Source organism: Yersinia sp. 1652 StPb PI (assembly GCF_041538345.1).
GTDB lineage: Bacteria > Pseudomonadota > Gammaproteobacteria > Enterobacterales > Enterobacteriaceae > Yersinia > Yersinia enterocolitica_E.
Genome location: NZ_JAULSM010000001.1, coordinates 743,193 through 769,984 on the forward strand (window position 1 = coordinate 743,193; position 26,792 = coordinate 769,984).

Sequence of the window (26,792 nt, forward strand, 5' to 3'; positions counted from 1 at the left end):
GTGGAACAAAACGATGTGGATCGGTGTTATTAGCCTGTTTCCCGAGATGTTCCGCGCAATAACCGATTACGGGGTAACTGGCCGGGCAGTAAAAAATGGCCTGCTGAGCGTGCAGTGTTGGAGTCCTCGTGACTTTACCTACGATCGGCATCGTACCGTGGATGACCGCCCATACGGCGGTGGCCCGGGAATGTTGATGATGGTGCAACCGCTAAGGGAAGCCATTCATGCAGCAAAAGCAGCGGCAGGCGAGGGAGCAAAGGTGATTTATCTGTCACCTCAAGGGCGCAAACTGGACCAACAGGGTGTTTGCGAACTGGCTACCAATCAGAAGATGATTCTGGTATGTGGTCGGTACGAAGGTGTTGATGAGCGCGTACTGAAAACCGAAATTGATGAAGAATGGTCAATTGGTGATTACGTTCTCAGCGGTGGCGAGCTGCCGGCAATGGCTCTGATAGATTCAGTATCCCGCTTTATCCCGGGAGTGCTAGGTCATCAGGCTTCAGCAGAGGAAGATTCCTTTGTTGATGGATTGCTGGATTGCCCACACTACACTCGTCCTGAGGTGTTAGAAGGGATGGAAGTTCCGCCAGTATTACTGTCGGGCAACCATGCCGAGATTCGTCGCTGGCGCTTAAAGCAGTCGCTGGGCCGTACCTGGCTTAGAAGACCTGAACTTCTAGAAAGCCTAGCTCTGACTGACGAGCAAATGGTGTTGCTGGCTGAGTTCCAACGGGAACACAAGCCCTGAAGCAACAGAACTATGAAAGGAGTGTTGTGCCGCGTGCCAACTTCCTGATATATCAGTTTACCTAGGGTAAGAGACTTATTATGAGCAATATTATCAAGCAAATCGAACAAGAGCAGATGAAGCAGGACGTACCTGCATTCCGTCCGGGTGATTCCGTGGAAGTGAAGGTATGGGTTGTTGAAGGTTCTAAAAAGCGTCTGCAGGCATTCGAGGGCGTGGTTATCGCTATTCGTAACCGCGGTCTGCATTCTGCGTTCACCGTTCGTAAAATTTCCAACGGCGAAGGTGTTGAGCGTGTATTCCAAACTCACTCCCCAGTAATCGACAGCATTACTGTGAAACGTCGTGGTGCCGTTCGTCAAGCGAAACTGTACTATCTGCGTGAGCGTACTGGTAAGTCTGCTCGTATTAAAGAGCGTCTTAACTAAGATACAGCTAGCGCTGCATCCAAAAGTTAATAGTTATGAAGGGGTTAGCCATCGGCTGACCCCTTTTTTTATTTCAATGACGACAAAAAAACGACAGAGATTTCAGCGCGATAAGTGGGGGGGAATGGGAAGGTGAACTGAGATAATTAGCGTGGCATCACACCACGCTAAAAAGACTAATAGATGATTACAGGCCGTAAACCAGAGTTATTGATGTTGTGGTATCAGTATTTTTAGGCGCGCTGGCAGGTGGCTTAGTGTTATAAGTCACAACATAAGCCAGGCGCAGTGCGAAACTTTTATTGATTGCCACATTTAACGCAGTTTCAGAGTTTAGCGTAGTTTCTTCGTTCGCTAATGCGGAAACCCCTTCGCTAAACACCGTATTATCAGTTAGTTGATAGGTATAGTTCGCACCGCCATAAGCCAATGCTTTAGTGGCTCGACCACCACCATAAAATTCATCGTGGCGAACACCGGGACCAAATTCCACCCGTAGGTTGTGCAACGGTGTGGTCATAATCTGGCGGCCATAACCGGTAGTTAATACCGACCGGGAATCAAAACCGTTGTAGCGATCATTCAGCCAACTGGCTTGCCCGAACAGGTAGTTACTGTCAGTCAGATTATAGCGGGTACGCCCGCCTAGCTGGTAACGTTCGGAAGAGCGTTGATTGTTAGCGCTGGTATTACGCGCGGCTCCCCACAAACTATAGGCGGTGTTAGGTTGGAACCAGGTTAACGTTGAGTTAGCAGTCAACGTTGAGTTAGTGGTATTACCTGATTGTGCGGTATAGCCAGCCTCGACAGTACCATCAAAGCTCTTCTTGGCTGTAGCTGGATCATCTAAGGCAGTAAAAACAGTCCCATCAGCAAGAACTGCAGTGCTGATGAGGGATAAAGCGATTGCGCTGAGATAAAACGGCAACGCCCTGGTATGACGCAAAGAAAACATAATAGGCCCATGGTGAAAAAAATGATTTTTGTGCTGCGGCCCGCATTGTAGCAGTTGTGATCCAACTAAATCAGAAGATATTTCGGATTGAATAATTAATTATAATAAGAAGGTTTTTCCGATGAGTTAATTCTTAAAATGTAATAAAAAGAGTGTATCAACTTTTTACTGTGAGTAATAAAGTAATAAAAATAGATATTGTGTTCACAGAATGAAATTCTTATGCCACAAAATTAAAGAGGCCAGTCCATTGTGAACTGGCCTCTTTGCATATCATCTGTATACCGAGTAATTACATAAAGGTCGTTACCAGTAGGTAACCGGTGATACACGAGCTAATAACACCGATAAGGCCTGGGATGATAAAACTATGGTTAATGATAAATTTACCAATCTTGGTGGTACCTGAACGGTCAAAACCGATGCAAGCAAGGTCGCTTGGATAAGTTGGCAGAACAAAGTAGCCATAAGCTGCTGGGAAGAAGGCAATCAACATTTTAGGATCAACACCAAGTTGCAGGCCCATTGGTGCGATGGCGGCTAATGCTGCCGCTTGGCTGTTTACCAGTTTGGAAACCAAGAACAGAACAATGGCATAAGTCCAAGGCTTACTTTTCACGACATCTTCCAATACCAGTTTCAAATCACCCATATGGGCTTGGAAGAAGGTATCACTCATCCAGGCAACACCGAATACCGAGAAGATAGCAACCATGCCAGCTTTAAATACGGCACCGTTAGAGATATCACTGGGTTTAACTTTACAACCCATCAATATAACCGCACCAGCTATCAGCATCATCATCTGAATAACCAGGTTCATCGACAGTGACTGCAATTTGCCCTTAACTTCAAAGGCTGGTCGCAGATCAGCAAAAGCGCCCAGTAATACTACTATTGCGATCGCTGCGAAGAATATCCAGGTAGACCAGTAGGCTTGTTTCGGGAAAACCTGATTCAATAATGTATCTGTTGAACCATAGATAAAGGAGCGTTGCTCTGGATCTTTAATTCTCTCTTGAAAATCAGGGTCTTTATCCAGGTCTTTACCACGGCGCAGGCTCCACAAGGCTGCCATTAGTACCCCAACTAAAGAGGCTGGGACTGATACGGCCAGAATCTCCAGAATGCTGTAAGCATGGCCGATACCGTGGTTGGCACCAATAATTGATACTAATGATACGACAGCTACCGATACGGGTGAGGCGGTAATAGCCATTTGTGAAGCAACGGATGCAACAGCCATTGGTCGTTCCGGGCGAATACCTTTCTTAATGGCAATATCAGAAATAATCGGGAACATGGTATAAACAACGTGCCCGGTGCCACATAAAAAGGTTAATGACCAGGTTGTAAATGGAGCTAGTAGCGTAATATGCTGAGGGTGCCGGCGTAATAAGCGCTCGGCAAATTGCATCATTACATTTAATCCACCGGCAGTTTGTAATACAGATGCACAACCAATAACAGCTAATATGGTGAGCATGACATCTACTGGTGGCTTCCCTGGTTCAAGCCCAAAGATAAAGGTTAGAATAAATAAGCCGATACCACTTATTAACCCCAGCCCCATACCTCCGTAGCGTGTCCCCAGTAGTAGACATATAATTATAATTATAAATTGTAGTGTTATCATAACGTTCCCTTGCTTCCAACATGAATGAAATTCGGTTAGGTATTTGCTGGTTTTAAGCAACGAGCATGGCTCTTACTCGACTTTCTCTATCAGAGCACAGATTGTATTGATTAAAACTTGGCTAATATCAAGGGAGTATTGTTTAGTTATGTAATTAATTAAATCTGAGATCTGCCTCTATTTTTATATCAGCCCAGACTTTTCTAATTAATTAAAGTGGCGTGAGGAGGGGATGATGGGATATATGGTCTGATTGTGAAAATAATGTATAAATATTGTATTCAATTAATGTGTTAATTTTCTAATAACACTTATTATTTCCCGTTTTAACACATTAATATTATCAATTGGATCATAATTTGAGGGCGGTTTTCCTTTTGCGTTGGCACCGCCATGCTGTTAATGATTGGCATGCATTGATAAAACGTATAATCGGTCGGGGAATTTTCTGTGATTTTTAACTGCCGCATCCCTCAACTAATACCTAATTTCTCCTTCAGTGATTTTAAGTAGCGGCGACTCACCGGGATATGCCTACCGCTACGGGTAATCACTTCGGCTGAGCCATTATCCATCAGTTGAATTTCTCCCAGTTGTTCAGTATTCACCATATATTGACGGTGGCAGCGGATAAATGGTGTTTTTTCTTCGAGTGTTTTGAGTGACAACTGGGTATAGCCTGATTGCACTGTCCCGACGACATGCACCCCGCTAAGCTCAGAGCTTAGATATTCTACTTCTTCAATTTTCAGCAAAAAAATACGGTTATGACCGGAACAGGGGATATGCCGCAGCATGGGTTCAGTGATTTTATGTAAATTATTATTTACGGTCAGGCCGCGCCTTAAGCGTATTAGCGTTTTTGCCAGCCGTTGATAATCGAGTGGTTTTAACAGATAGTCAAAGGCGTGCTCTTCAAATGCACGGATAGCATATTCATCGTAAGCGGTAACAAACACGATGTGTGGCATGTTTTCTGGATTCAACATTGATGCCAATTCCAGGCCATTAATTCTTGGCATTTGGATGTCGAGAAACACCACGTCGGGCTGTAAACGCTGGATTGCAGGGATTGCTTCCAGTGCATTACTGCATTCGGCGACGATCTCAATATCGTGTTCTTCACTCAGTCTTTCGCGTAAATCTTCACGCGCAGGTTGCTCATCGTCGACGATGATGACTCTTAACATACAGCCTCCACAAATTTTCCGCATTCTATCATGGCCTCCGAGGGAGGTTGGGACCATCTGCGGAAACTGCGACTTACCGCAAAAGTCGGACAGAAATAGGGCGGTAAAAGTGTGGTAATTATTTATTTACACATATGGATTGAAAACTTTACACGTCATGGTATTGTGTACCTCATCAAACGATAAATACGCTAAACGACATCCGCTAAACAGAGATAGGGTAAAGAATATGATCATGCAAAAAGATGCGCTCAATAATGTCCATATCAGTGCTGAACAAATACTGATAACCCCGGAAGAACTGAAAAACCAGTTTCCTTTGAGCGACAATGATCAGTATGCGATTGAATCTGCTCGCAAAACCATTGCTGACATTGTTCAAGGACGAGATCCACGTTTATTAGTCGTTTGTGGCCCATGTTCGATCCACGATGTGGATGCTGCTCTGGATTATGCGCGTCGTTTGAAAACACTCTCTGCGGAGTTGAGTGATAGCTTATATATCGTTATGCGTGTCTATTTTGAAAAACCAAGAACTACTGTCGGTTGGAAAGGCCTTATCAACGACCCGGCAATGGATGGCTCTTTCGATGTGGAAGCTGGCTTACATATTGCCCGTCGATTACTGCTGGATTTAGTGGGTATGGGCTTGCCGTTGGCAACTGAGGCACTGGATCCGAATAGCCCGCAATACCTGGGTGATTTGTTCAGTTGGTCAGCAATTGGTGCGCGTACCACCGAATCACAAACTCACCGTGAAATGGCATCTGGTTTATCCATGCCAGTTGGATTCAAGAATGGTACTGATGGCAGTTTGGGCACCGCAATCAATGCAATGCGTGCTGCGGCTATGCCACATCGCTTTATGGGAATTAACCAATCCGGTCAGGTTTGTTTGTTGCAAACCCAGGGCAATCCACACGGTCATGTGATTTTACGTGGTGGCAAAACCCCTAACTACAGTGCACAAGATGTCGCTCAGTGTGAAAAACAGATGCAGGATGCGGGACTCACTCCATCCTTAATGATAGATTGCAGTCATGGTAATTCGAATAAAGACTACCGTCGCCAGACTGCCGTCGCTGAATCTGTGGTTGAACAGATCAAGGCGGGTAATCGTTCTATCACCGGTGTGATGTTGGAAAGCCACATCCACGAAGGGAATCAGTCATCTGAACAACCCCGTACTGCTATGCACTACGGTGTTTCAGTGACCGATGCCTGTATTAACTGGGAAAGCACCGAAACCCTGTTACGCGGCATGCATCAAGAATTGCGTTCGGTGCTGGCGGCACGGACTGTAGAGGAAGAGTAAGTATGGTGGCTGAACTGACCGCTTTACGCGATCAAATTGATGAAGTCGATAAAGCACTGTTGGACCTGCTGGCTAAACGCCTGCATTTAGTGGCAGAAGTAGGTGAAGTTAAAAGCCGTTATGGTTTGCCTATTTATGTTCCAGATCGTGAGGCTTTGATGCTGGCCTCACGCCGACAGGAAGCCGAGGCTTTAGGTGTACCGCCGGATTTGATTGAAGACGTATTGCGTCGGATAATGCGAGAGTCTTATACCAGCGAGAATGACAAAGGTTTTAAAACCTTGTGCCCACAATTGCGGCCCGTAATCATTATCGGTGGGCAAGGGCAGATGGGGCGTTTATTTAGCCGTATGCTGGGCTTGTCTGGTTATCAGGTGAAAACACTGGAGCAAGGGGACTGGCCACAGGCTGAGTCCATTCTGGCGGATGCTGGTATGGTGATTGTTAGTGTACCCATCCATATCACTGAAGAAGTGATTGGGCGATTACCAAAATTACCGCCAGATTGCATTTTATTGGATCTCGCTTCGGTGAAAAACAAGCCGCTGCAAGCCATGCTGGCTGCTCATGAAGGGCCGGTTGTGGGTCTGCATCCGATGTTTGGCCCTGATGTGGGCAGTCTGGCGAAGCAAGTGGTAGTGTATTGTGATGGTCGCGACCCGCAAGCATACCAGTGGCTGTTGGAGCAGTTACAGGTATGGGGGGCAAGATTACACCGCATCAGTGCTGTCGAACATGATCAGAATATGGCATTTATTCAGGCATTACGGCATTTTGCGACCTTTGCCTATGGGCTACATCTGGCTGAGGAAAACGTGCAGCTAGAGCAATTGTTGGCACTGTCTTCACCGATTTATCGTCTGGAACTGGCGATGGTTGGGCGGTTGTTTGCGCAAGACCCACAGCTTTATGCCGATATTATTATGTCTTCGGAAGATAATCTGGCGCTAATTAAACGTTATTACAAACGCTTTGGTGAAGCGATTACTTTGCTCGAGCAGAGTGATAAACAAGCCTTTGTCCAAAGTTTTCAGAAAGTTGAGCACTGGTTTGGCGATTATGCAGAGCGTTTTCTGGTGGAGAGCCGTTCATTGCTGCGTCAGGCGAACGATAGCCGCCTATAATCATACCCGTCATTGGTTGCACTTGTTACTCGGCCCATCCTTGGGCCTTGTAAATCCTAGGCGTCGTGAATCTCTAACGCTGCGTTAACTTGGATTGACCGGAATCACGTTCTCGCTTGGGTAGCAACCCAATATTTTCAACGAACGGGTAATAGGTGCTAAGTCTGCCAGCGCTTTTTGCATCGAATCGGACCGTAAATTAGCCTGCACATCAATATAAAACATCTCTTCCCACGGATTGCCATTAATCGGGCGGGATTCCAGTTTCGTCATGATGATACCGTGGTCTCGCAGCACTAATAGTGCTTCAACCAGTGCCCCTGATTGCTGACCCGTCGCCATAATTAAGGTGGTTTTGGCCGGTATCTGCTCTGAAACTTCAATGGACTTACGGGCAAGAACAATGAAGCGAGTGATATTTTGTTGCTGATTCGCCAGATTATGTTCCAGCACCTGCAAATTATACAGTGCACCACCAGCTTCACTACCCAGAGCGGCGGCTGTTGGCGAGTTCATTTGTGCCACTTTTTCCATCGCCGCAGCAGTGCTTTCGCAATACTCAATTTTCCAATGAGGGAAACGATTAATGAACTGGCTGCACTGCTGGAAAGGTTGTGGGTGACTGTATACGGTTTCGATTTTGCTCAGGTCAGTTTCAGTTGCAACCAGAACACAGTGGTCAATAGGGTTGGTTATTTCCCCTACGATGAACAAACTGGTGTGTTGCAGCAAATCATAAACGTCGTTAATAGAGCCGGAACTGGTGTTCTCTATCGGTAAGACGGCGTAATCCGCTTGCCCGGTTTCTACCTGAGTGAAAATATCTTGGAATTTCTGACAACCACATTCAATCAGTTGCTCAAAATGACGAGCGGCATATTGACGTGCAGCCAGATGTGAATAAGAGCCTTTTGGACCCAGGAAAGCGATACGGGCAGAATGCAGGGTGGTTTGATTAAGCTGATGTTGTAACAGTGCCTGCTGAGTTAAGACCGAGTCTTCGATAATAAGTTGGAACAGACGAGTGACATAGAATCCGTCGAGGTCATAGGGCTTAGCGGCAGTTATCAGGGCATCCAGTAAGTCACGTTCACGCTCTTTATCGCGAATAGGACGATGATGGAGCTGCTTAGCTTTAGCGACATCCACTGCTAATTCACGCCGCTCTGCCAGCAAGGCGAGCAGTTTTAAGTCTAGTGCGCTGATGCGTTCACGTAGCACCAGTAATGGATTATCGGTCATAGGGATTTGCCTTATTTTTCTGAATGATTATACCCTAAATAATTCGAGCAGCAGGAAGGTAGCCAATGCACATGCAGCTTGAAGTATGACGAGGATATACACATAAAAAAAGCCTCCCGCTTGGGAGGCTTTGTTGTTCGTCTTCGCATTCTTTATCACACGACGAAAAGCCTCCCAATCAGGGGAAGGTAAAAAAGAATGCGAAGAAAAACACTTTATTGATCATCGTTACTGGTTACCTGTTTTACTCGTAAGTGTGTTGCCACGAAAATAAATAGTAAAGAAAGTCAGTTCTTAAAACTGATCAGACTCTAAATTAACCGCCAGCCTGAATTGCTGTCAATAAAAAACGCGCCCAAAGGCGCGTTAGATCCGAAATGAGATGGATGGCTCCGGCTATTGTTCTTGCTCGGATTCTTCTTCCTCTACATCTACTGACTCCAGATTAGCTTCTTTAACACTACTTGCTGCGCGGCGAGCTTCACCTTTGTGCTGCACTTTATTTAATTGGCGTTCTAGTTTGGTGATAAGCTCATTAATTGCAGCATACATATCATCATGTTTGGCACTGGCAACCAATGGCCCCATTGGTGTACTGATAGTTGCATCGGCAACAAATCCTTGTGGACCTTTAGACAGTACGATGTGCGGGTTTATTAACTGGGCCTGCCATTTATCCAGTTTGGTGAGACGGTCTTCAACATGCTTGCGAATTGCTGGGGTAATATCCATTTGCTTACTGGTAATGTTGACTGTCATATGACTTACCTCTCTGTCTGCTCCGTCTTGGATAACTTCAGCATACCTCTCTTTCTCACAAAATGTATGATCAAGGTCACTTTTTTTTGTCACTTTTTGCAAAGGTCATGGGAACTGTGATTCAACGTCAGGAATAGCGGCTGGGGGCTTGAATCATTGATTATAATGCCGCATTATTGATAAGTTATATTGCCTGCATTCAGTTAAAAACGGCGTTATTTTTCTGTTTTAGATAGGATATTAGCGCGATAGTCTGATGCAGTGAGTTTTATCGGCCTACACCAGTAAAGTGAACATCTGCCGTAAGGCAAGAATTGAAAACGGCAGCCTAGGCTGCCGTTTGTTATTTTATCGAGCCAGATAATATCAGGCTGGATTCGCTGCAATTATCTTGGCAACTTTGTCTGCCTCGGCATTGAGTTGCAGTTGTTTATAAGCATTTTCCATCAATGGCAACGCATCACGGGTTGCTTGAGTATCAGGATAATCTCTCAACATTTGTTCTACACGGTTAACTACCGCGACGTAAGCGCCTCGTTTAGTGTAATATTGCGCCACGGCCAGTTCATGCTTGGCCAGACGATTTTTCAAGAACGTCAGGCGTTTTTGCGCATCAGTTGCGTACTGGCTGTTCGGATAGTTTTGAATCAACTGGTTAAAATCGCGGAATGCGGCCTTGGCATGTTGCGGGTCGCGGTCTGAACGATCAATCCCGAAGAAACCTTGCAATGCGCTGTCATCCAGAGCCATGTCAGTCAAACCACGCATATATAATACGTAATCGATGTTAGGATGTGTTGGATTGAGGCGCATAAAGCGATCAATTGAGGCTTGCGCCAACGGCAGATCAGCAGATTTATAATACGCATAAATCAAATCAAGCTGAACCTGTTGGGAGTAAGGCCCGAAAGGATAGCGGTTATCTAACGCTTCTAGTTGCGTAATAGCTCCCTTAAAGTTACCGTCCTGCAGTTTTTGCTGAGCGGTAGCATAGAGCTCAGAAGGCGGGTTATCGGGAACCACGTCCTTGTTACTGGAGCAACCGGTCAGCACCAGGCTCAACGTGGCGGCAGCCACCAGATATTTCATACGCGTCATGACGTTTTGATTATCCTCGAAGTGTTATTCCGGGAGACTGTCCGTTAAGCTCCCGACAAAGATCTAGATACAATAGCACATTATATTAAACGGCATCGCCGTCAAAACCCAACGTTAACGAACAAGAAGCTGCATATGGCACAACAAGTACAACTCAGCGCAACGGTGGCCGAATCTCAACTCGGTCAACGGTTAGATCAGGCTTTGGCCGAATTGTTCCCTGATTATTCAAGATCTCGCATAAAAGAGTGGATTTTGGAAGACAGGGTCACAGTCGACGGTAAAACAATTAATAAGCCTAAAGAAAAAGTGTTGGGTGGTGAGCTCGTCGCCATTGACGCGCAAATTGAGGAAGATGCCCGCTGGGCGCCTCAAGACATCCCACTGGATATCGTCTATGAAGATAACGATATTTTGGTCATTAATAAACCCCGTGGTTTAGTTGTGCATCCCGGAGCCGGCAACCCAGATGGTACGGTTCTGAATGCACTGCTCTATTATTATCCTGAAATCATGGATGTCCCGCGCGCGGGTATCGTTCATCGCCTGGATAAGGATACTACTGGTTTGATGGTAGTAGCAAAAACGGTTCCGGCACAAACGCGTTTGGTTGAAGCACTGCAAGCGCGTGAAATTACCCGTGAATATGAAGCCGTAGCCATTGGCAATATGACTGCGGGCGGTCGAGTAGACGAGCCAATTTCGCGTCATTCCACCAAGCGTACTCACATGGCTGTGCACCCAATGGGTAAACCAGCAACTACCCATTACCGGATTATGGAGCATTTCCGCGCCCATACCCGCCTACGTTTGCGTTTAGAAACGGGCCGTACCCATCAGATCCGCGTGCATATGTCTCATATTAACCATCCGCTGGTGGGTGATCAGTTTTATGGTGGCCGTCCGCGCCCACCAAGAGGCGCCTCTGATTCCTTTATTTCCATTCTGCGTGGTTTTGATCGTCAGGCATTGCATGCCACCATGCTGCGTTTGTATCACCCTATCAGTGGTATCCAAATGGAATGGCATGCAGCATTACCAGAAGATATGGTTGAGCTGATAAATGCGCTGAAGGCTGATACTGAAGAATTCAAAGACCAGATGGATTGGTAATGAGTCCCCAACTGATACTCCCAGACTGGCCGATGCCTGCCGGTGTTAAGGCATGTAGCACCACCCGTCACGGTGGTATCAGCGAATCGCCTTATGATTCATTAAACCTTGGTACCCATGTTGGTGATGTTGCAGCCAGTGTGATAGCTAATCGCCAGCGATTAGTTGAACTGGCTGGCTTGCCGCAAATGCCTGTTTGGTTGGAGCAGGTACACGGTACTCGTGTCCTGCATCTGGATAGTAAGGCGGTAGCTGATGTACAGGCTGACGCGGCTTATAGCCGGGTTGCCGGGCAAGTTTGTGCCGTAATGACCGCAGATTGCCTACCGGTGCTGTTTTGTTCATTAGCCGGCGACGAAGTTGCGGCCGCACATGCTGGTTGGCGTGGTTTATGTGCTGGCGTCCTTGAACAGACGCTGGCGCAGTTCAACGCGGCCCCTGCTTCTATTATTGCCTGGTTAGGCCCAGCCATTGGCCCACAGCAGTTCGAAGTGGGTGAAGATGTGAAACAGGCCTTTATCAATATCGACCCAGCATCCGCCTCTGCTTTTGTTCCTTCAGGCACCAAATATCTCGCTGACATCTATCTATTGGCTCATTTGCGGCTACAGGCTGCAGGTATTCACGCTATTTATGGCGGTAATCGCTGTACTGTGAGTGAAAAACAGCAATTTTTCTCTTATCGGCGCGATGGAATCACTGGACGTATGGCAAGTTTAGTCTGGCTGATATAACCTACTGAATTAGGACGATCCGCTGACGCATAACGAATTACTTTAAATATAGTGTCGAAATAACCTTGAAAATTTGAGGGATGACCTCATCTAATCTCCAGTAGCAATTTTGACCAATATCGGAGGTGTTATGCGTCTGGATCGTCTTACTAGCAAATTCCAGCTTGCCCTCGCCGATGCCCAGTCTTTAGCGCTTGGGCGCGACAACCAGTTTATTGAACCGTTACATTTGATGAGCGCACTGCTCAATCAGGATGGGGGGACGGTTCGCCCATTGTTGACCTCGGCGGGTATTAATGTTGCCAGTTTGCGCAGCGACATTGAGCAGGCTTTAGGTCGTCTTCCACAAGTTGAAGGTACCGGCGGTGATGTTCAACCATCAAACGAGCTGGTACGTGTATTGAATCTTTGTGACAAATTAGCGCAAAAGCGTGCAGATAAGTTTATCTCTTCAGAACTGTTCGTGTTGGCAGTGCTTGAAGACCGCGGCACCTTAACTGACATGTTAAAGGCTGCCGGTGCAACAACTGATAAAATAGATAAGGCAATTGAAAATATGCGTGGTGGTGACAAAGTCGATGATCCAGGCGCTGAAGATCAGCGTCAGGCGTTGAAAAAATTCACTATCGACCTGACTGAACGTGCGGAGCAGGGGAAACTTGATCCGGTGATTGGCCGTGATGAAGAGATTCGCCGTACTATTCAGGTGTTACAACGTCGTACCAAAAACAACCCGGTATTAATTGGTGAACCCGGTGTCGGTAAAACCGCCATCGTGGAAGGGTTGGCACAACGTATCGTCAATGGCGAAGTGCCTGAAGGCCTGAAACATAAACGTGTGCTGTCATTAGATATGGGCTCACTGATTGCCGGTGCTAAGTATCGTGGTGAATTTGAAGAGCGTCTAAAAGGCGTGTTGAACGATTTATCAAAACAAGAAGGTAGTGTGATCTTGTTCATTGATGAATTGCATACCATGGTTGGCGCTGGGAAAGGCGATGGGGCGATGGATGCTGGTAACATGCTGAAACCTGCGTTAGCGCGCGGTGAGCTGCATTGCGTCGGTGCGACCACCCTGGACGAGTATCGCCAGTATATAGAGAAGGATGCGGCGCTGGAGCGGCGTTTCCAGAAAGTCTATGTTGCGGAACCGACAGTCGAAGACACCATTGCCATTTTGCGCGGGCTGAAAGAGCGATATGAACTGCATCACCATGTGCAGATCACCGACCCGGCAATTGTTGCCGCGGCAACACTGTCGCACCGTTATATTTCGGATCGCCAGTTACCGGATAAAGCCATTGACCTGATCGATGAAGCCGGTTCCAGTATCCGTATGCAAATGGATTCAAAACCAGAATCATTGGATCGGCTGGAGCGCCGAATTATCCAATTGAAACTGGAACAGCAAGCGCTGAACAAAGAATCCGATGACGCCAGTAAAAAACGGCTGGAAATGCTCAATACCGAATTAGAGCAGAAAGAGCGTGAGTACTCTGAACTGGAAGAAGAGTGGAAAGCTGAAAAAGCCTCACTGACTGGGACTCAGAATATTAAGACTGAGTTGGAACAGGCCAAAATTACCTTAGAACAGGCTCGACGTGTGGGTGACTTGGCTCGGATGTCAGAACTTCAGTACGGTAAAATCCCTGAGTTGGAAAAACAGCTAGCGGCAGCCAATGCGCTGGAAGGGAAAACCATGAAGTTGCTGCGCAATCGTGTCACTGAGGTTGAGATTGCTGATGTCCTGGCGCGCTGGACGGGTATTCCGGTATCACGCATGCTGGAAAGTGAGCGCGATAAATTGCTGCGCATGGAACAAGACCTGCATAAACGTGTCATTGGTCAGGATGAAGCAGTCGAAGCAGTATCCAATGCTATCCGCCGTAGTCGTGCTGGGTTATCAGATCCGAACCGGCCAATTGGTTCCTTCTTATTCTTAGGCCCGACGGGTGTAGGTAAAACTGAATTATGTAAAGCATTGGCCACGTTCTTGTTCGACAGCGACGATGCCATGGTGCGTATTGATATGTCAGAGTTTATGGAGAAACATTCCGTATCTCGGCTGGTTGGTGCACCTCCGGGCTACGTTGGCTATGAAGAAGGTGGTTATCTGACGGAAGCGGTGCGCCGTCGTCCTTATTCTGTAATCTTGTTAGATGAAGTGGAAAAAGCACATCCTGATGTGTTTAACATCCTGTTGCAGGTATTGGATGATGGTCGCTTGACTGACGGGCAGGGGAGAACGGTTGATTTCCGTAACACGGTTGTCATCATGACCTCTAACCTCGGTTCAGATTTGATTCAGGAACGTTTCGGTGAAAGAAGTTATACCGAAATGAAGAATATGGTGATGGAGGTTGTTAGCCATCACTTCCGTCCTGAATTTATTAACCGTATAGATGAGGTGGTTGTCTTCCATCCGCTTGGTCGAGCACATCTGGCCTCAATTGCCAGTATTCAACTGGAGCGGCTGTATAAACGTCTGGAAGAGCGTGGCTATCAGGTTACCATTACTCAACCTGCGTTGGAGTTCCTGGGGGAAACCGGCTTTGACCCTGTTTATGGTGCACGGCCATTGAAACGCGCGATTCAGCAGGAAATCGAGAACCCGCTGGCGCAGCAGATACTTTCCGGCAAATTAATCCCGGGAGTACCTGTTACTTTGGATGTGGAAAACGGGCATATCATTGCCAGACAGTAATCGTTAATCCTCAAGGGGGCGAGAAATCGCCCCCTTTTTGTTTTCTTTTTCGCCATATCTACGGTTTTTGCCGTATTAATGAGCAGTTGAAAAGTTTTTTCAAATTAGGGGTTGCAGGCTGTCAGGAACTCCCTATAATGCGCCTCCACTGACCGGGAACAACGAAACATACTTCGCCGGGTCAGGAAGCGAAAAGAATGATTTTGACTTCGAAAGAAACCAAAGAAACTCTTGACTCTTCAGCGGGAAAGCGTATTATCTGCCTCCCGCGTTACCGTAAGATTCGCCGAAAGGCAAACGGGTAACGAACGCTCTTTAACAATTTATCAGACAATCTGTGTGGGCACTCGCAAGACGATATCGAAGCCTGTTTCGACAGGCAGAAGAAATATCAAAGTCTTGAAGAGTGACCAAAGCAGTACACATTTGAACTTCGGTTCGAATGCTTATTTGCAGAAAGTAATCTTTGAGCATCGCTGCTTTTATTAGTAGCAAATCAAACAAATCTTAAATTGAAGAGTTTGATCATGGCTCAGATTGAACGCTGGCGGCAGGCCTAACACATGCAAGTCGAGCGGCAGCGGGAAGTAGTTTACTACTTTGCCGGCGAGCGGCGGACGGGTGAGTAATGTCTGGGAAACTGCCTGATGGAGGGGGATAACTACTGGAAACGGTAGCTAATACCGCATGACCTCGCAAGAGCAAAGTGGGGGACCTTCGGGCCTCACGCCATCGGATGTGCCCAGATGGGATTAGCTAGTAGGTGGGGTAATGGCTCACCTAGGCGACGATCCCTAGCTGGTCTGAGAGGATGACCAGCCACACTGGAACTGAGACACGGTCCAGACTCCTACGGGAGGCAGCAGTGGGGAATATTGCACAATGGGCGCAAGCCTGATGCAGCCATGCCGCGTGTGTGAAGAAGGCCTTCGGGTTGTAAAGCACTTTCAGCGAGGAGGAAGGCAATCGTGTTAATAGCACGGTTGATTGACGTTACTCGCAGAAGAAGCACCGGCTAACTCCGTGCCAGCAGCCGCGGTAATACGGAGGGTGCAAGCGTTAATCGGAATTACTGGGCGTAAAGCGCACGCAGGCGGTTTGTTAAGTCAGATGTGAAATCCCCGCGCTTAACGTGGGAACTGCATTTGAAACTGGCAAGCTAGAGTCTTGTAGAGGGGGGTAGAATTCCAGGTGTAGCGGTGAAATGCGTAGAGATCTGGAGGAATACCGGTGGCGAAGGCGGCCCCCTGGACAAAGACTGACGCTCAGGTGCGAAAGCGTGGGGAGCAAACAGGATTAGATACCCTGGTAGTCCACGCTGTAAACGATGTCGACTTGGAGGTTGTGCCCTTGAGGCGTGGCTTCCGGAGCTAACGCGTTAAGTCGACCGCCTGGGGAGTACGGCCGCAAGGTTAAAACTCAAATGAATTGACGGGGGCCCGCACAAGCGGTGGAGCATGTGGTTTAATTCGATGCAACGCGAAGAACCTTACCTACTCTTGACATCCACGGAATTTAGCAGAGATGCTTTAGTGCCTTCGGGAACCGTGAGACAGGTGCTGCATGGCTGTCGTCAGCTCGTGTTGTGAAATGTTGGGTTAAGTCCCGCAACGAGCGCAACCCTTATCCTTTGTTGCCAGCACGTAATGGTGGGAACTCAAGGGAGACTGCCGGTGATAAACCGGAGGAAGGTGGGGATGACGTCAAGTCATCATGGCCCTTACGAGTAGGGCTACACACGTGCTACAATGGCAGATACAAAGTGAAGCGAACTCGCGAGAGCAAGCGGACCACATAAAGTCTGTCGTAGTCCGGATTGGAGTCTGCAACTCGACTCCATGAAGTCGGAATCGCTAGTAATCGTAGATCAGAATGCTACGGTGAATACGTTCCCGGGCCTTGTACACACCGCCCGTCACACCATGGGAGTGGGTTGCAAAAGAAGTAGGTAGCTTAACCTTCGGGAGGGCGCTTACCACTTTGTGATTCATGACTGGGGTGAAGTCGTAACAAGGTAACCGTAGGGGAACCTGCGGTTGGATCACCTCCTTACCTAACGATACGCATTGCGCAGTGTCCACACAGATTGTCTGATAGAAAGTAACGAGCAAATAAGGCCGGGCTGAGAGATTAGTCGGGCTTTAGTACCTTGTTGGGTCTGTAGCTCAGGTGGTTAGAGCGCACCCCTGATAAGGGTGAGGTCGGTGGTTCAAGTCCACTCAGACCCACCAACTCATCCTCATAGTGCGTTACAGACACACTCGTTTATACCCATAAACGTTGCGTGACTGCGTCTTGTCTGAGAATGAGTTATGCCGATAAGGTATTTTGCTTTTTATATGGGGCTATAGCTCAGCTGGGAGAGCGCCTGCCTTGCACGCAGGAGGTCAGCGGTTCGATCCCGCTTAGCTCCACCATATAAAAAAACTATTTCAAAACGTACTGCGGTCGTAAGGCACAGTGTGTTGTGAAATATTGCTCTTTAACAATCTGGAACAAGCTGAAAATTGAAACATTACAGCTGAAATTTATCTCTCCGTAGATGTACTGAGATAAAGAGTAACCTGTAATAGAGTCTCTCAAATAATCGCAATGCCAATGTGTATTCTGATGAAGAGAGTCGCGTGAGCTAAGTGAAGGCAAGGCGTACGGCACGGAGGAAGCGGAGTGAACTTAACGTTCATGAGCATTCCGAGTACCGCACAACGCTGTATTCACGACGCGCAACCGACTTGAACATAAGAAACACCTTTGGGTTGTGAGGTTAAGCGACTAAGCGTACACGGTGGATGCCTAGGCAGTCAGAGGCGATGAAGGGCGTGCTAATCTGCGAAAAGCGTCGGTAAGCTGATATGAAGCGTTACAACCGACGATACCCGAATGGGGAAACCCAGTGCAATTCGTTGCACTATTGCATGGTGAATACATAGCCATGCAAGGCGAACCGGGGGAACTGAAACATCTAAGTACCCCGAGGAAAAGAAATCAACCGAGATTCCCCCAGTAGCGGCGAGCGAACGGGGAAGAGCCCAGAGTCTGAATCAGTTTGTGTGTTAGTGGAAGCGTCTGGAAAGTCGCACGGTACAGGGTGATAGTCCCGTACACCAAAACACACTTGCTGTGAACTCGATGAGTAGGGCGGGACACGTGACATCCTGTCTGAATATGGGGGGACCATCCTCCAAGGCTAAATACTCCTGACTGACCGATAGTGAACCAGTACCGTGAGGGAAAGGCGAAAAGAACCCCGGCGAGGGGAGTGAAATAGAACCTGAAACCGTGTACGTACAAGCAGTGGGAGCACCTTCGTGGTGTGACTGCGTACCTTTTGTATAATGGGTCAGCGACTTATATTTTGTAGCAAGGTTAACCGAATAGGGGAGCCGTAGGGAAACCGAGTCTTAACTGGGCGTCTAGTTGCAAGGTATAGACCCGAAACCCGGTGATCTAGCCATGGGCAGGTTGAAGGTTGGGTAACACTAACTGGAGGACCGAACCGACTAATGTTGAAAAATTAGCGGATGACTTGTGGCTGGGGGTGAAAGGCCAATCAAACCGGGAGATAGCTGGTTCTCCCCGAAAGCTATTTAGGTAGCGCCTCGTGAACTCATCTTCGGGGGTAGAGCACTGTTTCGGCTAGGGGGTCATCCCGACTTACCAAACCGATGCAAACTCCGAATACCGAAGAATGTTATCACGGGAGACACACGGCGGGTGCTAACGTCCGTCGTGAAGAGGGAAACAACCCAGACCGCCAGCTAAGGTCCCAAAGTCATGGTTAAGTGGGAAACGATGTGGGAAGGCACAGACAGCCAGGATGTTGGCTTAGAAGCAGCCATCATTTAAAGAAAGCGTAATAGCTCACTGGTCGAGTCGGCCTGCGCGGAAGATGTAACGGGGCTAAACCATGCACCGAAGCTGCGGCAGCGACACTTAGGTGTTGTTGGGTAGGGGAGCGTTCTGTAAGCCGTTGAAGGTGACCTGTGAGGGTTGCTGGAGGTATCAGAAGTGCGAATGCTGACATAAGTAACGATAATGCGGGTGAAAAACCCGCACGCCGGAAGACCAAGGGTTCCTGTCCAACGTTAATCGGGGCAGGGTGAGTCGACCCCTAAGGCGAGGCTGAAAAGCGTAGTCGATGGGAAACAGGTTAATATTCCTGTACTTGGTGTTACTGCGAAGGGGGGACGGAGAAGGCTAGGCTAGCCGGGCGACGGTTGTCCCGGTTTAAGCATGTAGGCGGAGCGACTTGGTAAATCCGGTTGCTTATCAACGCTGAGGTGTGATGACGAGCCACTACGGTGGTGAAGTAGTTGATGCCAAGCTTCCAGGAAAAGCCTCTAAGCATCAGGTAACATTAAATCGTACCCCAAACCGACACAGGTGGTCAGGTAGAGAATACTCAGGCGCTTGAGAGAACTCGGGTGAAGGAACTAGGCAAAATGGTGCCGTAACTTCGGGAGAAGGCACGCTGGCATTAGGTAATGGGACTTGCTCCCGGCGCCGAAGCCAGTCGCAGATACCAGCTGGCTGCAACTGTTTAATAAAAACACAGCACTGTGCAAACACGAAAGTGGACGTATACGGTGTGACGCCTGCCCGGTGCTGGAAGGTTAATTGATGGGGTCAGCCGCAAGGCGAAGCTCTTGATCGAAGCCCCAGTAAACGGCGGCCGTAACTATAACGGTCCTAAGGTAGCGAAATTCCTTGTCGGGTAAGTTCCGACCTGCACGAATGGCGTAATGATGGCCAGGCTGTCTCCACCCGAGACTCAGTGAAATTGAACTCGCTGTGAAGATGCAGTGTACCCGCGGCAAGACGGAAAGACCCCGTGAACCTTTACTATAGCTTGACACTGAACATTGAGCCTTGATGTGTAGGATAGGTGGGAGGCATCGAAGTGTGGACGCCAGTCTGCATGGAGCCAACCTTGAAATACCACCCTTTAATGTTTGATGTTCTAACTCGGCCCCATAATCTGGGGTGAGGACAGTGTCTGGTGGGTAGTTTGACTGGGGCGGTCTCCTCCCAAAGAGTAACGGAGGAGCACGAAGGTTAGCTAATCACGGTCGGACATCGTGAGGTTAGTGCAAAGGCATAAGCTAGCTTGACTGCGAGAGTGACGGCTCGAGCAGGTACGAAAGTAGGTCTTAGTGATCCGGTGGTTCTGAATGGAAGGGCCATCGCTCAACGGATAAAAGGTACTCCGGGGATAACAGGCTGATACCGCCCAAGAGTTCATATCGACGGCGGTGTTTGGCACCTCGATGTCGGCTCATCACATCCTGGGGCTGAAGTAGGTCCCAAGGGTATGGCTGTTCGCCATTTAAAGTGGTACGCGAGCTGGGTTTAGAACGTCGTGAGACAGTTCGGTCCCTATCTGCCGTGGGCGTTGGAAGATTGAGAGGGGCTGCTCCTAGTACGAGAGGACCGGAGTGGACGAATCACTGGTGTTCGGGTTGTCATGCCAATGGCATTGCCCGGTAGCTAAATTCGGAAGAGATAACCGCTGAAAGCATCTAAGCGGGAAACTTGCCTCGAGATGAGTCTTCCCTGGGGCTTTAAGCCCCCTGAAGGAACGTTAAAGACTATGACGTTGATAGGCTGGGTGTGTAAGTGCAGCGATGCATTGAGCTAACCAGTACTAATGATCCGTGAGGCTTAACCTTACAACACCAAAGGTGTTTTGGTTGAGAGATTGATATTTTCAGCGAAGTTCCGAGATTGGGCTGGCTGGCTGTGTGGAAACATATAGCGGGTTTAGTTTAGACAGAATTTGCCTGGCGGCCATAGCGCGGTGGTCCCACCTGATCCCATGCCGAACTCAGAAGTGAAACGCCGTAGCGCCGATGGTAGTGTGGGGTCTCCCCATGCGAGAGTAGGACACTGCCAGGCATCAAATAAAGCCGAGACCCCATGCCAAAAGCGTGGGTTTTTTGCTATGGGCAGAATAGTGAAATATGTATAAATAGTGACCTTAGAGTGGTTGCGTCGCAGGGTTCATAGTCAGATGAGTCAAATATTGCAGGGGCAGGTGAGTCAAATCCGGCCGTCACAGCGATGAATAAAACAGAAGGCTACCGTGATAGGTGGCTTTTTTTGTTTATGGATTTAGCTGTGAGGATTTGAACGGGTAAGTAAGGTTTTATCGTAGGAATAGCGTGTTTATTGCTGTAGTGGGGTCAGTTTGCCGCTTGATAAAGGCTGTAACCTGTCATTGCACCAGCGACGTCCCAGGCAAAATCCTTCCAGCTCCAGCCAGTCCCACCTTGACGACTATCATATAACTCCTTACCCGCCCCGATCCCGATAGAAAACAGCAGGCCAAAATTACGGCTCTTGGCATCGGACCAGTTTTGATGCTCACCATAGGCAGTGCCAGCGGCGGCTAAAACGGCGGAGGCAAAGAAATGTTGTGCCTTATCTTTCCCGGTCCAATTATCATTAGCCATGTGCGTGCATGCAGAACTGAGAAAAAACAGTGGAGCGATAAGTAATGGGCGAAGATAAGGTGGGCACCACATGCCGTCTCTCCTCTGGCTAGATACAAAAAACCCGGCATGTAACCGGGTTTTTATATTTATAGAATGCGGCTAATCAGCCGATCGATACGGATCCTGCGCAAACGACGGATCAATTTGCGAACCTTGACTGGATATTGCTGAATATTCTCAAGCTCAAGGTAATGTGAAACAACTTTAGTATGAGTACGGATACACTCCAGCTCTTTAGCGCGCTGCTCGTGCATCTCATGCTTAGGATCGTGGATCAAAATGGCATTTTCCAGATCCAAACGCCATGCGCGTGGATTCAGGTTATTACCGGTAATCAACTGCCAATTATTATCAACCCACATTCCTTTCAGATGATAAGTATTATCGCCATCTTTCCACAGGCGCACGATTAATTGCCCGCTATCGACAAAACGCTGTAAGCGACTCAGGAAGCGGCGCAGGTTGATTTCGTATAAGTAAGGTAACGCGCCAATAATCTTAAATGGTTGATCTTCTGGAATATAAAAGTCATTTGCTGTTTTATCACCAACAATAATCTCGACCTGTTTCCCTTCACGCAGTAGATAAATGATATTGCGGACTAACAGTGCTGGCAGATTAAAGTAAGGTGTACAAATAGTGAGTCGTTCGTCAGCGGAGGCCATTAAATGATGAATCGTTTTATTCAGTTGACTCTTTTTGCCTAAGCCAACCAATGGGGTGACGGCTAGTTCATCATTACTCGCTTGTGCCGGAAATTGATAGCCGATGTCGCGCAGTGACGAGCGAAACTGTCGGGTCTCATTTTTAATCTCAGGATTGGTCGGTCGATCAGCACGATCCAAGCGTTGCACCGCTCCTGCACTTAGCATCCGTTGTTTCACGTAATCGACCATAATTTCGGCCAATGATGGGTTCGTGATTAATTGGTATCGGTCATAACGATACTTATCGTTTTGATAGAGGTAGACATCATTGATACTGGCACCACTGTAAATCACAGTATCATCAATGATAAAACCTTTCAGATGCAACACGCCGAGTGCTTCGCGAGTATTGACTGGAACACCGTAAATCGGAACGCAAACATTCGGATGATTGGCTGCCATTTCACAGTACCAATCAGCATTGGTATTGACCGCTGCGGCTCCAATACGCCCACGTTGTGCGCGGTGCCAGTCTACCAGCACGCAAATCTCCAGTTCTGGGCGCTGAAGCTTAGCCTGATAGAGGGCATTCATTACGTCCCGGCCTGCATCATCCTGCTCCAGGTAGAGCGCTACCAGATAAATACGTTTGGTCGCCAGGCCTATTAAATCCAGCAGAGTGGAGCGGAAAACCTTGGGGCAATAAAGTGTTTGGACATCATCAACTGACTGAGGGAGTTTGGGCAGTTGTGCAAGGTGTTGTTGATGTTTACTACGTTTGAATTTTGACAACATCACAGTGCGCTTCTTCTCTTGTTATTTGATGGCAGAACCGCCATATCCTAAAAAACACTAATCCATTGAGTTGGGCGATAATACCACTACTTTCGCGGATTGTGCGCAAGTTTTGCCTGCCAAAGACCGAATCGTTTGGGGTTGTGGTATATATCACGGTGATTCATGTAACTGAAATCAAAGTGTCAGCTCCAGATTAACGATCCCATCTTCCATCTGTACATCAATACTAAAACCGAGTTTTTTAGCTAAACCGATCATGCCACGGTTGTTGGGCATGGTGACTGCGGTTAACCGTGTTAACCCATGGCTGCGAGTATACTGAATCATCTTTTCTAATAGTTCCCGCCCCAGACCCAGCCCTTTAAGGTCTGAGCGCACCAACACGGCAAACTCGGCGTCAATATTGTCAGGGTCAGACAACGCGCGCGTGACGCCAATAATTTCAGGGCCATCATTTTTTTGACGCACAGCGACAAATGCCATTTCTCGATCATAGTCAATCTGCGTCATATTCGCCAAATCATCATGGCTGAATTCATTTATTTCACTGAAGTAGCGATAGTAGAGATCTTCTTTAGTGACTTGATCAATAAACAATTTTAGTAGTGGTTCATCTTCTGGCAAAATTGGGCGGAACAGACAGTGAGAGCCATCTTTAAGTTCGACCTTTTGTTCCAACTCGTGTGGATAGGGGCGGATCGCCAACCGTGCCTGCGGATCGCCGCTGACAGGTGCCAGTTGCATCGAAACATCTAACAGTGTGAATTCGCTACCTGACGCAAGTACCGGGTGAATATCTAACCGGCTGATTTCGGGGCAATCGAGAATTAGATTAGAGACTTGTACCAGTAAACGGCTCAAGCCAGGGATATCCAAGGGTTGTAATGATCCACGGCTGCGAATTTTGCCGCCTTTGACCGCTTGTATAATCAGGTAGCGGGCCAGTGCCATATTGAGTGGCGGCAGCGCGACGGCGGCCTGAGTTTCATGATGCCATTCGATGCCACCTTCACCTAACATGATCAACGGGCCGAAAATCGCATCTTGCTCTACTGCAATTCGCAATTCCTGAGCGCCTGCGCGGTTCGCCATACTTTGCACCAGCAACCCGTGGATACGGGCTTGCGGATAAGTGCGCCTTACCCGGTCAAGAATATCGTCAGCAGCCCGCTGTACTTCAATTGCGGTACGAAGATACAGCATTACGCCCTGGACTTCTGACTTGTGCGGGATATCCGGCGAGCGCAGTTTGATGGCAACCGGATAGCCCAATCGTTCGGCGATATGCACCGCTTCTACGCTATCACTGGCAATCCAGGTTGGCAGTGTGCTGAGGCCATAAGCTTCAAGTATCGGTTGTACTTCATGGGTATCAAGCTGGGTGGCACCTTCTGCCAGCGCCTGGCGAATCAACTGATGCACGTGGGCGGTGTTGGCGGTGAGGCCGACAGGCAGCGCAGGTGTCTCTTTCAATTGCTTCTGGTTACGGCGATATTCCACCATATGCATAAAGGCAGTAATCGCCCCTTCCGGTGTGCGATAGGTGGGGATCCCGGCTTCGGTGAACAGTCGGCGCGCATCTTGTGATGAATATTCACCACACCAGTTAGTGAGCAGGGTAAGGCGTTTGCCGCGTGGGTGCTGACGGATAGCGGAAATCAGTAATTCTGCTGTTTTGCTCCCTGGCGCAGCAGCGCTCGGGGAATGAATCAGCAATAGCGCATCGTAGTCGGTACTGTCCAGTAGCGGTTTAAGCGCCGCCAGATAGCGCTCAGCGCTGGCATCATCGCGCAAGTCTATGGGATTACGTAAGGAAACAAAAGAGGGTAGCACGGCACTCAGCGCCGATTGGGTGGTATCAGACAGTGTTGCCAACTTGCCATTACGGCTGATTAGCTCATCCAGCGCCATGGCCGCCGGGGCGGAACCATTGCTGACAATCAATAACCGTTCACCCCGTAGCGGGTGCATGTGGCTGAGTGTTTCGACGGCGGAGAATAGCTCGTGAGTATCCTGCACCCGCAGCAGGCCGGCCCGTTGAATCGCCGCATCATAAGCCGCGTCCAGCCCTTGCTGACCATTTAGCAACTGCTGAGCACGCTGTGTGCGGCCACTTTTGACCACCAGAATCGGTTTATTGCGCGAAGCGCTGCGCGAGGCGGATAAAAACCGGCGCGCATCACTGATATGTTCGATATACAGCATAATGGCACTGGTTTTGCCATCTCTGGCCAGGAAATCGAGTAAGTCATCGACATCAATATCCAGGCTGTCACCCAGCGCAATAAAATACGAGAAGCCAACTTCCCGCTGCTGCGCCCAGTCGAGAATGGTGTTTGCTACCGCGGCTGATTGAGAGATAAATGCCAGCCGCCCTTTCTTGATGGGAACGGGTGAGAAACTGGCATTTAGCCCTTGCCATGGCGCCAGCAAGCCCAGGCTGTTGGGGCCAAGTAAGCGCATATGATGGCGTTGCGCGCAGGCTTTCAGCTCTGGGAACTGTTCAGTTGCGGCAGACAGAATGATGACTGCTTTACAGCCACGGATGCCGAGATCTTCCAACAGGGCCAAATTGCGGCTGCCATGAGTACACAAAATCGCCAGATCGGGCGTAATCGGCAGGCTAGCGATATCTGCGTAAGCCAACACACCACATACTGCTTTATGGGTTGGGGTCACCGGTAGAATAGGGCCATTGAAGCCGCCATCCAGCAAATTACGCATCATCAGGAAACCGGCGCGATCCGGTTTTTCAGAAGCGCCGATAACCGCAATAGACTTCGGGCGTAGTAGTGCTTCTAATCCACGTTGGCTCATCGTTTATCCCCGTTATCTTTCAAGTTGCAGGTGTGTTGGCTGCGCTCACTCAGCCTGCGGGCTCGCATCAATACTGTTCAAACTGGTTCCAGAACGATTCGCCGCCTTCCTGCGCCCTGAAATCTATTGGGTATAAGTTAAAGACAGCTTATCTGATTTTATGTGCTTTCTTCGACAGTTGCTGTGACTCGCCCCACTGGATGGTGAGGTTTTCCCGCTAAATATTGCTGGCGGAAATAGAGGAAATGGGCCGTTAATTGGTCTGCGGCCTGAATATCACCCGCTTGTTGTAGCAGGGTAGCGGCGACTTCGACCGTGCAGTGTTGCTCTGGGCGTGGGGCTTCGCGTAACAGATAATCCGAGCTATTAGTGACATTGAGTGACAGCATCGGCAGGTCAGCCAGATAGGGACTTTTGCGGAACATCTTTTTGGCTTCGTTCCAGGTGCCGTCCAGCAGTATAAATAGCGGAGGCTTATCGCTAATGGGCAAGTGATTGAGTATCTGCCGTGGCGGTTCAGCGTATTTTTCTGGGAATACGACATATGGCTGGCGCGCAGGGTCGCCAATGGCCGCCAGCAATGCAGGGTCAACCTCAGTGCGCGCCCAGAGAAAGGCTTGGGTGTCGGGCAGAATATCTGCGATCAAGCGGCCGGTATTGCTGGGTTTTAGGGGTTCGGTATCAAACATAATCAGGCAAAAGCGGCTGGCGGCTGGCTGTGGTTTTATGGTATCGCACAAACAAAAACGCTCTGCCAACAAGCAGCCCTGACAACGTATTGCGCGACAGCCACGGGCACGATAGGCGCGCGTGGATGCGGCTAAACGCTGCCGGCGTAAACGCAGTACGGCATTTTCCGTCGTGAGGACCGTATCTAATAAAGCATGGTCAGTGATCAATATTTCAGTCACGACGGACTCCTGATGAAATAGCGCTATTCTAATCAACCCTTACGCTTAGTCATACCATAAAACAAAAAAACAA

17 protein-coding genes, 2 tRNA genes, 3 rRNA genes and 1 other annotated feature are annotated in these 26,792 nt (G+C 48.5%); of the genes, 12 read left to right on the forward strand and 10 right to left on the reverse strand.

The features are described 5' to 3' along the window. The first annotated feature begins 13 nt into the window (after nucleotides 1-13). Together trmD and rplS are read left to right on the forward strand one after the other, a co-directional pair. Nucleotides 14-754 carry a tRNA (guanosine(37)-N1)-methyltransferase TrmD gene (gene trmD, locus Q2T71_RS03355; RefSeq protein ID WP_005182033.1) on the forward strand — a complete coding sequence of 247 codons (741 nt, stop codon included), beginning with the start codon at nucleotides 14-16 and terminating at the stop codon, nucleotides 752-754. 80 nt (nucleotides 755-834) lie between these two features. Next, complete coding sequence (gene rplS / locus Q2T71_RS03360; protein ID WP_005182038.1) at nucleotides 835-1,182, forward strand: 50S ribosomal protein L19; 348 nt, start codon at nucleotides 835-837, stop codon at nucleotides 1,180-1,182. A gap of 187 nt (nucleotides 1,183-1,369) precedes the next feature. Here rplS and Q2T71_RS03365 read toward each other — a convergent pair whose 3' ends face one another. The 3 genes from Q2T71_RS03365 to btsR form a co-directional block, all read right to left on the reverse strand. Next, on the reverse strand, nucleotides 1,370-2,137 hold the full coding sequence (locus Q2T71_RS03365; protein ID WP_372558119.1) for a YdiY family protein: 768 nt from the start codon (nucleotides 2,135-2,137) through the stop codon (nucleotides 1,370-1,372). A 292-nt stretch (nucleotides 2,138-2,429) separates the two neighbouring features. Beyond that, nucleotides 2,430-3,773, reverse strand: coding sequence for an anaerobic C4-dicarboxylate transporter (locus Q2T71_RS03370; protein ID WP_372558120.1), 1,344 nt, complete (start codon nucleotides 3,771-3,773; stop codon nucleotides 2,430-2,432). 473 nt (nucleotides 3,774-4,246) lie between these two features. Then, entirely contained in the window at nucleotides 4,247-4,963 is a 717-nt protein-coding gene (gene btsR, locus Q2T71_RS03375; RefSeq protein WP_083160225.1) for a two-component system response regulator BtsR, read from the reverse strand. A 235-nt stretch (nucleotides 4,964-5,198) separates the two neighbouring features. Here btsR and Q2T71_RS03380 point away from each other — a divergent pair, with 235 nt between their 5' ends. After that, nucleotides 5,199-6,278: a 3-deoxy-7-phosphoheptulonate synthase gene (locus Q2T71_RS03380; protein WP_083160223.1), complete on the forward strand. Its 1,080-nt coding sequence runs from the start codon at nucleotides 5,199-5,201 to the stop codon at nucleotides 6,276-6,278. Nucleotides 6,279-6,280: 2 nt separating this feature from the next. Continuing rightward, nucleotides 6,281-7,402 (forward strand): bifunctional chorismate mutase/prephenate dehydrogenase, encoded by a 1,122-nt coding sequence (tyrA, locus tag Q2T71_RS03385; protein WP_372558121.1) that lies wholly within the window; start codon nucleotides 6,281-6,283, stop codon nucleotides 7,400-7,402. Nucleotides 7,403-7,486: 84 nt separating this feature from the next. On the opposite strand, the gene pheA is transcribed toward tyrA, so the two are convergent. From pheA to bamD, 3 genes are all read right to left on the reverse strand, one after another. Then, complete coding sequence (gene pheA, locus Q2T71_RS03390; protein WP_372558122.1) at nucleotides 7,487-8,644, reverse strand: bifunctional chorismate mutase/prephenate dehydratase; 1,158 nt, start codon at nucleotides 8,642-8,644, stop codon at nucleotides 7,487-7,489. A gap of 102 nt (nucleotides 8,645-8,746) precedes the next feature. Continuing rightward, nucleotides 8,747-8,871: a sequence feature (Phe leader region), on the reverse strand. A gap of 169 nt (nucleotides 8,872-9,040) precedes the next feature. Beyond that, a complete protein-coding gene (gene raiA, locus Q2T71_RS03395) occupies nucleotides 9,041-9,403 on the reverse strand; it encodes a ribosome-associated translation inhibitor RaiA (RefSeq protein WP_083160217.1) in 363 nt (120 codons plus the stop codon). A gap of 366 nt (nucleotides 9,404-9,769) precedes the next feature. Next, nucleotides 9,770-10,501: an outer membrane protein assembly factor BamD gene (bamD, locus tag Q2T71_RS03400; protein ID WP_032905545.1), complete on the reverse strand. Its 732-nt coding sequence runs from the start codon at nucleotides 10,499-10,501 to the stop codon at nucleotides 9,770-9,772. Between the two features lie 135 nt (nucleotides 10,502-10,636). On the opposite strand from bamD, the gene rluD reads away from it, so the two are divergent. From rluD to rrf, 8 genes are all read left to right on the forward strand, one after another. Next, a complete protein-coding gene (rluD, locus tag Q2T71_RS03405) occupies nucleotides 10,637-11,614 on the forward strand; it encodes a 23S rRNA pseudouridine(1911/1915/1917) synthase RluD (protein ID WP_083160215.1) in 978 nt (325 codons plus the stop codon). Next, nucleotides 11,614-12,348 (forward strand): purine nucleoside phosphorylase YfiH, encoded by a 735-nt coding sequence (yfiH, locus tag Q2T71_RS03410; protein WP_372558123.1) that lies wholly within the window; start codon nucleotides 11,614-11,616, stop codon nucleotides 12,346-12,348. Before rluD ends, yfiH begins: the two co-directional genes overlap by 1 nt. Nucleotides 12,349-12,478: 130 nt before the next feature. Then, complete coding sequence (gene clpB / locus Q2T71_RS03415) at nucleotides 12,479-15,052, forward strand: ATP-dependent chaperone ClpB (RefSeq protein WP_372558124.1); 2,574 nt, start codon at nucleotides 12,479-12,481, stop codon at nucleotides 15,050-15,052. 509 nt (nucleotides 15,053-15,561) lie between these two features. Then, nucleotides 15,562-17,104, forward strand: a 16S ribosomal RNA gene (locus tag Q2T71_RS03420). 102 nt (nucleotides 17,105-17,206) lie between these two features. Next, nucleotides 17,207-17,283, forward strand: a tRNA-Ile gene (locus Q2T71_RS03425). 110 nt (nucleotides 17,284-17,393) lie between these two features. Beyond that, nucleotides 17,394-17,469 (forward strand) — tRNA-Ala (locus Q2T71_RS03430). Between the two features lie 345 nt (nucleotides 17,470-17,814). Beyond that, nucleotides 17,815-20,721 (forward strand): 23S ribosomal RNA (locus Q2T71_RS03435). Nucleotides 20,722-20,831: 110 nt separating this feature from the next. Then, a 5S ribosomal RNA gene (gene rrf, locus Q2T71_RS03440) occupies nucleotides 20,832-20,947 on the forward strand. The 16S, 23S and 5S rRNA genes sit together here with 2 tRNA genes alongside, the layout of an rRNA operon. Nucleotides 20,948-21,234: 287 nt before the next feature. Here rrf and Q2T71_RS03445 read toward each other — a convergent pair. The 4 genes from Q2T71_RS03445 to Q2T71_RS03460 all read right to left on the reverse strand — a co-directional run bounded on the left by Q2T71_RS03445 (nucleotide 21,235) and on the right by Q2T71_RS03460 (nucleotide 26,719). Continuing rightward, the gene (locus Q2T71_RS03445; RefSeq protein ID WP_083160207.1) at nucleotides 21,235-21,576 is read right to left on the reverse strand and encodes a YfiM family lipoprotein; all 342 of its coding nucleotides are present in this window, start codon (nucleotides 21,574-21,576) and stop codon (nucleotides 21,235-21,237) included. 56 nt (nucleotides 21,577-21,632) lie between these two features. Continuing rightward, nucleotides 21,633-22,985: a CDP-diacylglycerol--serine O-phosphatidyltransferase gene (pssA, locus tag Q2T71_RS03450; protein WP_372559835.1), complete on the reverse strand. Its 1,353-nt coding sequence runs from the start codon at nucleotides 22,983-22,985 to the stop codon at nucleotides 21,633-21,635. 180 nt (nucleotides 22,986-23,165) lie between these two features. Continuing rightward, the gene (locus Q2T71_RS03455; RefSeq protein WP_372558125.1) at nucleotides 23,166-25,808 is read right to left on the reverse strand and encodes a bifunctional acetate--CoA ligase family protein/GNAT family N-acetyltransferase; all 2,643 of its coding nucleotides are present in this window, start codon (nucleotides 25,806-25,808) and stop codon (nucleotides 23,166-23,168) included. Nucleotides 25,809-25,966: 158 nt separating this feature from the next. Beyond that, a complete protein-coding gene (locus Q2T71_RS03460; RefSeq protein WP_372558126.1) occupies nucleotides 25,967-26,719 on the reverse strand; it encodes a tRNA-uridine aminocarboxypropyltransferase in 753 nt (250 codons plus the stop codon). Nucleotides 26,720-26,792: the final 73 nt, after the last annotated feature.